The organism is Gordonia sp. NPDC127522, assembly GCF_042672305.1.
Taxonomy (GTDB): Bacteria; Actinomycetota; Actinomycetes; order Mycobacteriales; family Mycobacteriaceae; genus Gordonia; species Gordonia hongkongensis.
The window spans coordinates 1-11,746 of record NZ_JBHXVK010000035.1 but is presented as its reverse complement, the minus strand read 5'-3'; the positions used below and the strand labels follow the sequence as shown (position 1 = coordinate 11,746).

Here is an 11,746-nt window from a genome sequence, read left to right as displayed (position 1 = left end):
ACTCCGCTCCGCTCCGCGCCGGCCACCACCGGGAGTCAAAGACCTACTCAGGTGGACGGTCACCACAGCAGCGCGCACGTCGACCAAGTGTGACCGACCGGGGACCCGACCCGTCAACCCACACCCGCACGCTGCCGAGTGTTCTCCGCTACGCTGCGCCCACACGCTCCGGCCAGCCCGGTAACCCGTACTCGCTACGCTCGCAACCGAACTGGCCTCCGGCGCACACGGGTCCTATGGGTTGACAGTCCACCCCGCCCGGTCCCACCAACTCCGACGTTCGCAACCCTGCGAACCCAATCGAAGGAGTCACCATGGCCTGGACCATCACCAACATCGACGTCACCGAACCAGCCCGCGAGATCATCCGAGCCACCAACGTCCTCGACAGCGCCAGCACCGACAACCCGCCGGCACTCATCGACATCGCCAACATGCTCGACCTCAAAATGTCGGAGTGGGCACTCGGACTCGCCGAACTCCTCACCAACGGCCACGCCATCATCATCGCCGACGACGACAACCGCGAATGCCTCATCCTCACCAAGACGCCGATCTACGGGACGACGTAGCCGCGCCCCGGCCAGGCCCCGTCGGGGCCTGGCACCAGACCCGATCTGCGGAGCTCGCTCGCGCTCGCACTGCAACATGGGCGGCCTCCGGCCGCTCAACTACTCCTCCGGGCGCTACGCGCCCGGACATTCAACGAAGCTTCTCCGACAGTCCACTCAACCGATACAACAGGTATCCCAACCGTGTGTTCTGTCCCAACTTTGGGTTGGGACTGTAAGCGAATAGATACTTGCCTAAGTTCTTCACGCGCGTCTTGTCGTATGTGAACTCTACTCCTTCACGCTTATCCAGATCCTTCACCGAGTCGCTGCGCAATTCCAGGTTCAACTTATCCTGAGCCTGCTGGGACTTATGGGCCGCGTAGTTTCTCATCAAGTTGCTTAGCCGCATGACCGTATAGTCGTCCGTATTGAATTTGTCGACCCGTTCCGAATACTCAGGACCAAGGATGTTCCTAAACCGACTCCATGCGTTTTGGTCGTAAATGGACAAATTGCTACCCCGATTCGAGCCCTCAAGCAGGTCTCTGACCTCGGAGACTGACGGTTTCCGGCGAATCAACTGCGGCCGAGCGTAGACCACCAATTGGCCTTTGACCTTGAAAGATGCCGGCTGCGCTTCCTGTAGCTTGCTGTTTATCGTCGACACGTCACACGCAATGGCGGTTAGTATCCAGTCGGACGCGAACGAATGCCATGCCACGACGGCCGAAAGAAGCGAACTCTCGTAGATGTGTCGCGCGTTTGGCAAATCCATCTTTACTAATTCGTCTCCCCTATCTCTCTCCTCGTAGAGCGACAGGCAAAGGTAGGTATGTCTCTTAATGTCATCGATGCTTTGTTGAAAATCTGTAATTAAAGTGTCGAGGTTTGTGTTATTTACCATTTGGCCAATCTAACAAACAAACAGCAAATACCAGAGCTACCGCGACACCAAGCCCTACCGAACCCGCGTCGCTCCCGCACAATCACCTTTACGTTGGAGTACGTCCGGGGCGGTCGCCTCGGACGCTCGTCCGCGGCTCGGGGCGTGGCTCGACAATCACCCGTTGCCCTTGGTGGCTTGGCGTGGAAGGTCACCCCGGGCCGTGACGGGTCGTTTCGGCCGCTGATTGAGATGTGTTCGCGAACGTGTCGCTGTGTAAAGGTGTGCCCGGCGAAACACCCTGACGAGCCAGACGTATACGGAAGGGGCAGTATGGACGAAACAGTCTGGGTAGGAATAGATGTCGGTCGACACGCGCACCACGCCGCCGCGGTTGATGAGGCGGGATCGGTGCTGTGGTCTCGGCGGCTCCCCAATGATCAGCCTGCGATTGAGGCGCTGGTCGATCGGGTCGCTGGTGTCGAGACGGTGGTGTGGGCGATCGACATGACCGCGCCCGAGTCAGCACTGCTGCGGGGCGTGCTGGCTGCCCAGCGCCAGCACGTCCGTTATGTGCCCGGCCGGGTCGTGCACAGCATGACCAGCGCGTTCGTGGGCGAGGGCAAGACCGATGCCCGCGACGCGGTAGTGATCGCCCAGACAGCCCGCCTACGTGGCGACCTCGCGATAGTCTCGGTGCCCGACGACGTCGCGATCGAACTCGATCTGTTGACCGGGCACCGCAGTGACCTGGTGACCGAGCGCACGCGAGGGATCAACCGCCTACGTGGCCTGCTGACCCGTATTTTCCCTGCCCTGGAACGGTGTTTCGATTACTCGACACTGACCGGTCTGGCGTTCCTCACCCGGTTCGCGACACCGTCGGCGATTGCTGTGGCCTCCGACGAGGAGATCTATGACCACTTACGAGGTCACGGCGTGCGCCGACCGACTATTCCGAAGATGATCAGCAAGGCGCGTGCCGCGGCGGCCGCGCAGACTGTCGCTTTGCCTGGCGAGGCAACCACGGCACTGCTGGTACAACAGTCGGCGGCTTCGCTGATCGCGCTCACGCGCCAGATCAACGACGTTGAGAAGCAGATAGCTGAGGTGTTCCATCGTCATCGCTTGGCACCGATTCTCGAATCCGTGCCTGGCATCGGAACCCGAAGTGGAGCTGAGCTCGTCGCGATCACCGGTGGTGATCCCGCCTCGTTTGGCTCGGCCGCCAAACTCGCCGCCTACGCCGGTCTTGCTCCAGTACCGCACCACTCCGGAAACCGGCGCGGCACCTTGCGTAGACCCCAGCGCTACCACCGAGGGCTGCGGAAGGTGTTCTTCATGGCCGCACTCAACAGCTCCCAGCGCGAGGGACCATCGCGCGAGTTTTACCGGCGCAAACGGGGCGAGAAGCGTTCCCACATCCACGCTCTCATCGCACTCGCTCGACGGCTCGTTGACGTTGTGTGGGCGTTGATCCGCGATAATCGGACCTGGCGTCCGTCTCCGGGCTCCGTTTCGGCAGTGTCCGAGCCAACAGCCGCCTAGAGGTCAGCGCCCGAGCCGGAGAACTTCAGACGCCGCTCGCATTCGGCTAATCGAAGGGCAAGCCGCGAGCGCGTGCCGCCCATCGCGAGCGCAGCTGGGCAACGAGTGCAGGTAGTTGCTCGGCGTCAATGCGCGATGCCGCCGTGCCCACACCTGGTGGGCGTCATCGGCGAGGATGTACCAATTTGGTCGCTTTACCAGCGCTCAATCTCCGCTTGAGGCGCTCGCTCTTGCCTGCCCTCATCGCACTTGTTCGGCGGCTGGTGGGTCTTTGCGCGGCCGCCATTGCGTGACGGTAGGTGGTCTACACCTGGTTTCTGCTCCGTTTCGGAATGGTTCTGGCTGGGGCGGTTTCGTTGTTCGGCCACCAGCTGGTTTTGCCCAGTAGTGTCGCGATAGCCGGCACGACGATGGTGCGCACTATGAAGGTGTCGAGCAGTAGTCCGATACCGATGATCAGTCCAACTTGGGTCATGATGGAGATCGAGCCAGCCATGAGGCCGAACATGCTAGCAGCGAAGATGAGGCCGGCCGAGGTGATGACCGATCCGGTGTTGGTGACGGTTCGTAGAACGCCGATTCGTATGTTGTTCTGGGATTCCTCGCGTAGGCGAGAGATGAGCAGCATGTTGTAGTCTGCGCCGACGGCGACGAGGACTATGAAAGCCAATAGCGGTACAGGCCAGGCGATCTCGGTTTTGAGGATGTGTTGGAAGATTAGGACGCCGATGCCCAGTGCCGCGGTGTAGTTAAGGACGACGGTTCCTAGGAGATACAGCGGTGCGATGAGTGCTCGGAGGAGAAGGATTAGGATCAGGCCGACGATGATGAGGGTTGCCAGTGCCAGGAGTCGAAAGTCGTCGGCGAGTAGGCGTTGCAGGTCGGCGTTGATGGCGGGGAATCCGGCGATTGCGATGTGGGAGTCCTCCAGGGTGGTGTTCGGTCTGGCGGCGTTTGCAACATCGGTGATGGTATTGGTCAGTTGTATGGCTTCGGTGCTGTAGGGGTCGAAGCTGGTTTGTATTGCGTAGCGCACGGTATGGCCGTCGGGCGAGACGAATTGGCGAGCGACATCGACAAAGCGGCGGTCTGCGTTGGCTTGAGGTGGCAGGTAGAAGCCGGTCGCGGAGTCTGTTCCGGCGGTTTCGCGGGCGGAGGTTTGGAGTTGCGTGGCTAGGGTGGCCATCCCGGCTAGTTGCTGAAGGTTGCTGTCGATCAGCGCGGACACGCCGTCGGCGAGTTGTCGTGATCCTGCGGCGAGCTGACTCACGCCAGTTTGGAGTTGAGTGATCTTAGCGGGCAGGTCTTGGTTGTTGATGGTGCTCAGGGTGGAGTCGAGGGAGTTGACGGTTGCGGTGAGTTGGTCGGTGACCGTCGTGAGGGGTGTGTCTAGTTGTGCGAGTTGTGTTGACAGGGTGGTGATCTGGTCGAGCAGTCCACTCCCTAGTGTGGCGTTGAGGTCGCGAATCTGTGCGCGCAGGTTTGCGCACTGGGGGACTTGGGCGCACCAGGGCGCTGAGTCGAGGAGGGGTAGGATTGAGGTCACTGTTGCCAGCGCCGCGGATGTTTGGCGGGTCAGGGCGGCAAGTTGTGGGGCGTTCTGTGAGGCGCGGTCGAGTGCGGGCGCGGACGCGGCGAGCTGGCGCAGGAGTGGTTGGTACTGCTGGATTTGTTGACCGGCGGTGCTTGCTTGGGTGAGGATACCGGCGAGTGGCGTCAGGTTGAGGCGTAGCTGGGTGTCGAGTTGGGCCAGCCCGTCGGCGAGCTGGTTGGCACCGGAGCGCAACTGCTCGAGGTCGCCTTTTCGTTGCTGGCCGTCTGCGACGGCGCCTGCCACCTGGTCCCCGATCTGACCGTTCTGCCACGACAGCTCGGCCTGTTCGAGTTTGTCACCGGTGGGACGGGTGACGCCGATGACGCGAGTCACCCCGGGAATTTGGGATACCCGCGAAGCCATCTGCTCGAGGTCGGCAAGTCCGCTGGCGGTGCGTAGGTCGATCGGCGCATCCACCACAAGAAACTCAGCAACCGTCACATCTGTGGGGAAATGGCGGTCAAGCAGCGCATATCCCTGGTTGCTGTCGGTCGTCGCGGGTTGGCCCTGTCGGTCGTCATAGGTGATGCGGATACCCATCGCGATCATGCTCAGCACGATCAGCCCCACCATCGTTATAGCGAGAAGGGGGACTGGGCGGCGGACGACAAGCACCGCCACGCGATTCCAGTACTTGCGCGTGAGGTCTCGTCGGGGGTTGCCCCAACCGAAGCGGGCTGCCCACTGCAGCACCGGCGGCAGCAAGGTGACAGTGGCGAGGAACCCGATGAGGATCGCGATCGCGCAGGCCGGACCCAAGGTGGAAAAGACGCTCAGTTCGCCGAACGCCATAGCCAGGAATGCCAGTGCCACCGTCGCCGCCGAGGCCAAGATGACCCGTCCGATCGTCGCTGTAGCGTCCACAAGAGCATCCGCGGTAGGCGCGCCTTGGCGCAACCGCTCGTGATAGCGGCTGATGAAAAAGACTGAGTAGTCCACCCCGGCCCCGAGCAGAATGACCGTCATGAACGCGACGGTGAACTGAGACACCGGCATTCCGAGCTCACCTAGTGCGGACAAGACGCCGCGGCCCACCCCAAGGCTGACACCAATCACCAGCAACGGCACCACTGCTGTGAACAGCGATCGGTACACCACCAGCAAGATCAGGGCGATCAGCGCGACTGTGGCCAAAGTGATCACGACCAGGTCGCTCTCGGCACTCACGATCTGATCACTGAACGTGGCTGCGGGTCCGGTGACATGAACCGCGGTACCAGTATCTTCAAACACCCGGCGTGCGGTTTCGCGGACGGTTTCCACCGCATGAGTCGCCGCCGGACCGCCCAGGGTCCCCGAGACCCCGACGGGCAAATACCAGGCCTTGCCATCCTCACTCAACGCCTGGCGGGCAGTGATCGGATCCGACAGCAAGTCACGAACCGATTGCACATCGTCAAAATTTTCACGGAGCTGTACGACCAACGCGTCGTATCGCTCTCGCGTGACCTCTGTAAGCCCATTCGGGTTCTCCATGGTCACGAAGACAGTGGTCTTAGCGCCCTTTTCCCCGAAAGCGCCACCCATTTGATCAAGAGCTTGAAAGGACGGAACCCCTGCAGGGATCGGATCTACCGATTGCTGCCGCACCACCGTCTCCAACTGAGGAAACAGCACCGCCAACACCACCCCGACAGCTATCCACACCCCGATGACCAGGGACGTGTGCGTCAAAGTGAACCGCGCGATTCGTCCCAACGTGGAGCTGTACTCGCTGCGCTCGACCAACGGCCGCCTCGCCAAGCGCTTGTCATCGGGACGATGGACCACCATACGCAGTACCTCACCAACTCATCTGGCCCACAGCGGAACCATCGGTAGCGCTACGCTACAAGTTGTAGCGTAAAAGTGGAAGGCGGTGAGGCTATGTAGGCGGGCGCCGCCTGTGCGCCGCAAGAAAGTCATCGACGAGGCGCTCGAGATCAGCGACATCCATCGCGCGAATCCCGGTGAGCTTGGCGAAGACCAGAGGGCCTGCCAGCTGAGTGATCGCCATGGTCAAGTCCGGATCGTCGAGTTCAGCGGCGGCCGCGCTACTTGTCAACACTCGATCGAAGGGTTCTCGGTACTGGTTGACTACGCGCATCCGCAACGGCGCCAGTGTGTTTGGTTCTTCGCCAGGTTGCTTGGGAACCATTGCCAACCAAGCCAGTGTGGTCAACTGCAACGGAGCCTGTTCGATGAGGGCAGCCTGGCGTTGCATCAATTTGACCAGGTCATCGCGAATCGATTGCGAGGTTTCAGGGTTGTCCACCTGAGGCAACAACCGCTCGAAGGCTGCTGCCACCAGGTCAGTGGTGCTCTCAAAATGTCGATACAGCGTGGTGCGGGCTACGCGAGATAGCCGGGTTACAGCCTCCACGGTGACCGCTTCGACCCCACCGCTGCTGAGCAGGGTCGCGGCGGCGTCCAACAACCGCGCCCGCGAGCGAACCCGCCTCGGGTCCACATCATCGATATCGGCGATCTCCACCCTTGCCCACTTCCCGCTCCAGACCAACAGCACAAACGATACCGTCGGTAACAGAACGAAACTGCGAGTGCTCGAACACCGAACGAGGACCGCAGAGAGGACCACCCAATGAGCTTCGATCAGCGGCTACCAGCGCACTCGCCATCATGTATGGGATGTGGCAGCGACAACCCCAGCGGACTCCAGCTCGAGGTATACAGGCATGACGACCACGTCTACGCTGATCTAACCTTCGACGAACGCCAATCAGGAGCACCCGGCCTAGCCCATGGCGGTGCCATCTCAGCAGCCTGCGACGACATCATGGGATTCACCCTGTGGATCGCCCGCACACCTGCAGTCACTCGAACACTCACCGTCGAGTACCGACACCCAGTGCCACTGCACACACCCGTGCACCTCGTCGCCACGGTCGTCGATGACACCGCTCGGGCACTCTCCATCAAAGCGGTCGGCACAGTAGGCGAGACAGCGTATTTCACCGCGAACGCCGTGTTCGTAAAAGTTGATTTAAGTCACTTTCAGAACCACGGAGACCCGGACGCCGCCACAGACCTGATTACTCGATTCCTTCAAGCCGACTAGAAGGCCGTAACCGCGCCTGCATCTGGTGTTGCCCGAGACAGCAAGGCTGCATCAAACCCTGAGGGCGAGACGTATCTAACCCATTCGCAGCGTCTTACCACCCTCCCCGTGAACCGAGCGCTTAGCTTGTCCTAGCCGGGGTCGATGTTGCGTTCTCGCATTGAGATCCCCGACTGCGGGGTTGCGTCCGGTGTGGTCGCGTCGAGCCTGACTGCTGGCAGTACGGCACGAGACTGCCGGCTACGCCGACACCTGATCGGAAGCGGCTACGCCGCGCTGTGAAAAGCGTGGTCCCGGATCGCTTTGCACCTCCGAGCCTATGGCTTCCAGTCCCCGCCACCAAGGCGCGAGATTCTTTTCGCCGAAAGCGGTTTGCAGGGCGCAAGCGCCCCGAAAACAATCACGCTTTCCTCCTTGGTGTCGGTGACCTCCAGCCAGAGTCCTCCGGTAGCAAAGCGATCCCGCACACTCAAAGGAGCGACCACCATGGCCGACCGCCGCCGCACCCGCCTCACCAGCGCGCCCGCCGACATCATCGCCGCGATCCCCGGACTGCTCGGCTACGTCCCGTCCGAGTCCATCATTGCGATCGGCCTCGACGTCGACACCGTACGACTCACCGCCCGTCACGACATCGCCGGAACCAACGTCGCCGCTGGTCACATCGCCGAGGTGTTCAAAGAGAACCAGGCCACCACCGCCGTCGTGATCGCCGTCAGCGTCGACCCCGAGGTCGGAGCCGATGCAACCCGCATCATGCGCGACGCCCTGCGCCGTCGTGGGATTGAGACGACCCGTCGCCTGCACACCCCCCACTGCGATGAACGCGCCCCCTACATCGACCACAGCACCGGTGAAGTCGGCACCACCGCCGACTACCGCAACAGCCCGACTAGCGTCGGCCGCATCGTCGACGGCCACACGATCGGTGCGTCCCGGTCCGCCATGCGCGCGCGCCTGGCCACCACCGACCCCATCACGACCAACAACATCACCCCTCAGCCGGTACTCGCCGCCAAGGCCGTCGTCTCAGCCATCGCCCACGCCCCCACCGACGTTCCGCGCGAGCTGTCCGCCCAGGTCGCCGTGCTCATCCGGGACAACCATCGCTACCGCGACGCCCTGCTGCGCACCGCAGCCTACGACCCCATCACCGCCACCCACGTGTTCACAGAGCTCGCCCGACCGCTGCGTGGCCGCGACCGCGCGAACGTCCTCACCATCGCGGCCGCCATGCACTACCTGGCCGGCGACGGGACCATGGCCGGCATCGTGCTCGACACCATCGCCGCCGAGACTCCCAAGGACACACAGCCGCCCGCGCTGGCCCGCCTGCTCGACGCCGCGCAACGCACAGGCATGGCCCCCCAAGCACTCAGCGGCGTGATCGTGCCCACCGCAAGCCTGGCCGACCAACTATTCGGTGGGCACTTCCCGACCCCCGACGACGTCTAGCACGGCGGGCCGGAGGCTCAGGTCAGAGAATCTGAGCCTCCACCCCCGGCGGCATCGCCTCCCGCCACAACAGATCGGTGCGCGGCGCGTCAGGACCCGACACAGCCCGACCCTCGGCGACCGCTTCCACCTCAGACACCAGCGGCACCCACAGATCAGCCAACGCGCGCTCCACAGAAGACATACCCACCACGGTAACGGCCACCACAGCGGAACGGCTACGCCGAACAGCCCTGTTGGCCGAGCTGCCGCCCGGCATTCCACATCGACCGGCCTGCCGGCCGGACTCGATACCTGTGCGCGGCTGCGCCGCACACGAACGGGGGTTTGTTGCCCCCTTCCAGTCTCGTACCTCTGGTCGGCCCGGCGACAAGGGCCGCGAAAAACTAATCCGCCCTACGGGTTTGCAGGGCTGCGCCCCGGATGACTTTTTCGCTGTGAACACCCTTGCACCGACCTCCCGCCGGCAACGAGATGGCAGGTGTCAAACAAACCACCCGGCCGCAGGAGGAACCCACGATGCCACGCCCGACCCGCAACGGAACCCAGCGCGACGTCTTCACCCGCGTCAGCCGCACCCACCAGAGCCGCCACACCATCCGCGCCGCCAAGCGCCAGGCCAACCGCCAGGACCGCGCCGCCGCCCGCCGCGACCTGCACACCGACCACTGACCAACCGCACTCGAAACGAAGGAGCACACCATGACCACCAGCCGCGCCGCACTGACCACCATCCCCGCGACCCTCAGTGACGGCACCGCCGCGTACATCATCGGCCGCGTCGACGCCTTCGCCGGGCACCCCAACCCCGGGACGCCGGTCGAACCGCTCACCACCGGCACCGGCGAGCCGGTCACCGACCACGACGGCCCGCTGTTCGCCCTCGTGTCGGTGACCTGGGCAACCCAGGTGACCACCATCAACGCCGACACCGGCGCCTCACGCACCGAGTACGTGCCCGGCTTGCTCGGCAATCCGTCCGGCACCAGCTGGTACCTCGCCCCGGTCACCCCCGGTGAGCACGGTTTCACCCTCACCGGCCGCCACGCCGCCGGACACCGCACCGCCACCCTGCCCGCCCTGGACGGCATCGACGCCCCCCGGCAGGTGAAAGTCCACGACCACCCCCTCAGCTGACCGCCCGTCGACCACCCGCACACCCCACAACCGGGAAGGACCCGAAGCCATGACCGCCACCCTCACCACCCCCGACACCTACAGCCCCGCCGTCGTGCCCGCCGAGTACGCCGCCACCCGCGCCGGCTTCCTCTGGACCGCTGCGAACCTCGCCGCCGACACCCGCCGCCGCACCGGTCACCGCATGCTCCTCGACGTCGACCTCCTCGCCTGGACCCTCGACACCCTCACCGAGCACCACCCCCGCCGGGAACGCACCCTCACCAAGACCCACCCCGAGGTGTGCGCCGCAGCACGACGCGCCGCCGCCGCCAGCAACCGCCACCTCACCCCGGCACTACACGGCCCCGCCGGCGCATGGATCAGCTGGCAGCAGGCCGTCATCGCCCACGCCCGCGCCGACCACCACCACCCCGGCCCGCAGCTATGGGAGATCTTCGCCCGCGCCGCCACCGCCGCCACCCAGCCCGGCGACCTCACCGAGGGACTGACCCCCGGCCGCTGGCCCGACATCGACCGACATCGCCCCAACCACGCCCACTAACCCACCCCTCACCCATCCACCCCACCGGAAGGAACACCACACCATGACCGCGATCGACATCACCCACACCGCCGCCGACGGCACCCTCGCCGACGGCATGATCCGAGGCGATGGCACCTACGAAATACTGCGCGCGAACGGGTTTCGCTGGTTCCGCTCCCTGGGCATGATGGGGATCCAGTCCAGCCGCGACCGCCAGCCCAACGAGTACAAGATCAACCGCGCCGCCCGCGCCCTCACCGAAGCCGGCCACACCGTCACCGTCGAGATCGACCGCACCCACCGTGACCCGGCCCAGGTCGAAGCCGACCGCGCCGCCCGCCAAGCCGACCGCGTCGCCGCACTCGAGAACAAGGCCGACCGCCGCGCCGCCGACGCCGAGGCCGCATGGACCGCCGAACAGCGCGCCACGGCCGCACTCCCCCCGGGCGGCGAGCCGATCAAGGTCGGCCACCACAGCGAAGGCCGGCACCGCCGCGCGATCGACCGCGCCCACAACGCCCTCGGTAAAGCCGTGGCCGCCGACCGCGAAGCCGACCGCGCCGCCAGCCGCGCCGAATCCGCCGCCCGCACGACCGAACTGCGCTACAGCCCGGTCACCGTCGCGAACCGCATCGACAAACTCGAAGCCGAGCAGCGCGCCGATCAACGCGCCCTCGATGGACACACCCGAACCCTGTTCACCGACGGCCGAGGCGTCAAGCACACCGAGAAGACCACCGCCGCGACCGGCGAGTACCGCGAACGCCTCATCGCCCGCATGGCCGAGCGCGCCGCGACCATCACCTACTGGCAGGAAATCCGCACCGCCCAGATCGCCGACGGCACCGCCGGCGACTACAGCCCCGACACCATCACCGCCGGCGACCTGGTCAAGATGAATCACCCTAGGTTCTGTGCCGCCTCCAATGTGGGCTGGTCCTCGGGGCCGAGGCCAGCGTAGTGAAGCGTTTCGAGCTCGGTCGGGGGGATC

Annotated in this window: 12 protein-coding genes; 8 read left to right on the top strand and 4 right to left on the bottom strand. The window is 64.2% G+C overall.

Translation table 11 applies throughout. From position 1 onward, the window contains the following. The first annotated feature begins 314 nt into the window (after window positions 1-314). On the top strand, window positions 315-572 hold the full coding sequence (locus tag ACFVHY_RS24355; RefSeq protein WP_390275936.1) for a hypothetical protein: 258 nt from the start codon (window positions 315-317) through the stop codon (window positions 570-572). A gap of 130 nt (window positions 573-702) precedes the next feature. On the opposite strand, the gene ACFVHY_RS24350 is transcribed toward ACFVHY_RS24355, so the two are convergent. Beyond that, a complete protein-coding gene (locus ACFVHY_RS24350) occupies window positions 703-1,458 on the bottom strand; it encodes a hypothetical protein (RefSeq protein ID WP_390275934.1) in 756 nt (251 codons plus the stop codon). A 312-nt stretch (window positions 1,459-1,770) separates the two neighbouring features. Here ACFVHY_RS24350 and ACFVHY_RS24345 point away from each other — a divergent pair, with 312 nt between their 5' ends. Further along, on the top strand, window positions 1,771-2,985 hold the full coding sequence (locus ACFVHY_RS24345) for an IS110 family transposase (protein ID WP_065630611.1): 1,215 nt from the start codon (window positions 1,771-1,773) through the stop codon (window positions 2,983-2,985). Window positions 2,986-3,289: 304 nt separating this feature from the next. Here ACFVHY_RS24345 and ACFVHY_RS24340 read toward each other — a convergent pair whose 3' ends face one another. Together ACFVHY_RS24340 and ACFVHY_RS24335 are read right to left on the bottom strand one after the other, a co-directional pair. Then, window positions 3,290-6,352 carry an RND family transporter gene (locus ACFVHY_RS24340; RefSeq protein WP_065630610.1) on the bottom strand — a complete coding sequence of 1,021 codons (3,063 nt, stop codon included), beginning with the start codon at window positions 6,350-6,352 and terminating at the stop codon, window positions 3,290-3,292. Between the two features lie 91 nt (window positions 6,353-6,443). Then, the gene (locus tag ACFVHY_RS24335) at window positions 6,444-7,052 is read right to left on the bottom strand and encodes a TetR/AcrR family transcriptional regulator (protein WP_065630631.1); all 609 of its coding nucleotides are present in this window, start codon (window positions 7,050-7,052) and stop codon (window positions 6,444-6,446) included. A gap of 108 nt (window positions 7,053-7,160) precedes the next feature. Here ACFVHY_RS24335 and ACFVHY_RS24330 point away from each other — a divergent pair, with 108 nt between their 5' ends. After that, window positions 7,161-7,637, top strand: a complete 477-nt coding sequence (locus ACFVHY_RS24330) for a PaaI family thioesterase (RefSeq protein WP_390275932.1) — start codon at window positions 7,161-7,163, stop codon at window positions 7,635-7,637. Window positions 7,638-8,123: 486 nt separating this feature from the next. Beyond that, window positions 8,124-9,092 (top strand): DUF4192 domain-containing protein, encoded by a 969-nt coding sequence (locus ACFVHY_RS24325; protein WP_390275930.1) that lies wholly within the window; start codon window positions 8,124-8,126, stop codon window positions 9,090-9,092. A gap of 22 nt (window positions 9,093-9,114) precedes the next feature. On the opposite strand, the gene ACFVHY_RS24320 is transcribed toward ACFVHY_RS24325, so the two are convergent. Further along, window positions 9,115-9,276 carry a hypothetical protein gene (locus ACFVHY_RS24320; protein ID WP_390275928.1) on the bottom strand — a complete coding sequence of 54 codons (162 nt, stop codon included), beginning with the start codon at window positions 9,274-9,276 and terminating at the stop codon, window positions 9,115-9,117. A gap of 335 nt (window positions 9,277-9,611) precedes the next feature. Here ACFVHY_RS24320 and ACFVHY_RS24315 point away from each other — a divergent pair, with 335 nt between their 5' ends. Genes ACFVHY_RS24315 through ACFVHY_RS24300 form a run of 4 tightly spaced genes read left to right on the top strand, consistent with a single transcriptional unit; the run spans window position 9,612 to window position 11,716 of the window. Continuing rightward, window positions 9,612-9,764, top strand: coding sequence for a hypothetical protein (locus ACFVHY_RS24315; protein WP_390275926.1), 153 nt, complete (start codon window positions 9,612-9,614; stop codon window positions 9,762-9,764). Between the two features lie 30 nt (window positions 9,765-9,794). After that, window positions 9,795-10,229, top strand: a complete 435-nt coding sequence (locus tag ACFVHY_RS24310) for a hypothetical protein (RefSeq protein ID WP_390275924.1) — start codon at window positions 9,795-9,797, stop codon at window positions 10,227-10,229. A 49-nt stretch (window positions 10,230-10,278) separates the two neighbouring features. Then, a complete protein-coding gene (locus ACFVHY_RS24305; RefSeq protein ID WP_390275922.1) occupies window positions 10,279-10,773 on the top strand; it encodes a hypothetical protein in 495 nt (164 codons plus the stop codon). Between the two features lie 43 nt (window positions 10,774-10,816). Then, the gene (locus ACFVHY_RS24300) at window positions 10,817-11,716 is read left to right on the top strand and encodes a DUF3560 domain-containing protein (RefSeq protein WP_390275920.1); all 900 of its coding nucleotides are present in this window, start codon (window positions 10,817-10,819) and stop codon (window positions 11,714-11,716) included. The last annotated feature ends 30 nt before the right edge of the window (window positions 11,717-11,746 follow it).

Coding starts and splice junctions, on each gene's coding strand:
- ACFVHY_RS24345 (WP_065630611.1), top strand. CDS start 1,771: ATGGACGAAACAGTCTGGGTAGGAATAGATGTCGGTCGACACGCGCAC.
- ACFVHY_RS24300 (WP_390275920.1), top strand. CDS start 10,817: ATGACCGCGATCGACATCACCCACACCGCCGCCGACGGCACCCTCGCC.
- ACFVHY_RS24340 (WP_065630610.1), bottom strand. CDS start 6,352: ATGGTGGTCCATCGTCCCGATGACAAGCGCTTGGCGAGGCGGCCGTTG.
- ACFVHY_RS24330 (WP_390275932.1), top strand. CDS start 7,161: ATGAGCTTCGATCAGCGGCTACCAGCGCACTCGCCATCATGTATGGGA.
- ACFVHY_RS24325 (WP_390275930.1), top strand. CDS start 8,124: ATGGCCGACCGCCGCCGCACCCGCCTCACCAGCGCGCCCGCCGACATC.
- ACFVHY_RS24350 (WP_390275934.1), bottom strand. CDS start 1,458: ATGGTAAATAACACAAACCTCGACACTTTAATTACAGATTTTCAACAA.
- ACFVHY_RS24315 (WP_390275926.1), top strand. CDS start 9,612: ATGCCACGCCCGACCCGCAACGGAACCCAGCGCGACGTCTTCACCCGC.
- ACFVHY_RS24355 (WP_390275936.1), top strand. CDS start 315: ATGGCCTGGACCATCACCAACATCGACGTCACCGAACCAGCCCGCGAG.
- ACFVHY_RS24310 (WP_390275924.1), top strand. CDS start 9,795: ATGACCACCAGCCGCGCCGCACTGACCACCATCCCCGCGACCCTCAGT.
- ACFVHY_RS24305 (WP_390275922.1), top strand. CDS start 10,279: ATGACCGCCACCCTCACCACCCCCGACACCTACAGCCCCGCCGTCGTG.
- ACFVHY_RS24320 (WP_390275928.1), bottom strand. CDS start 9,276: ATGTCTTCTGTGGAGCGCGCGTTGGCTGATCTGTGGGTGCCGCTGGTG.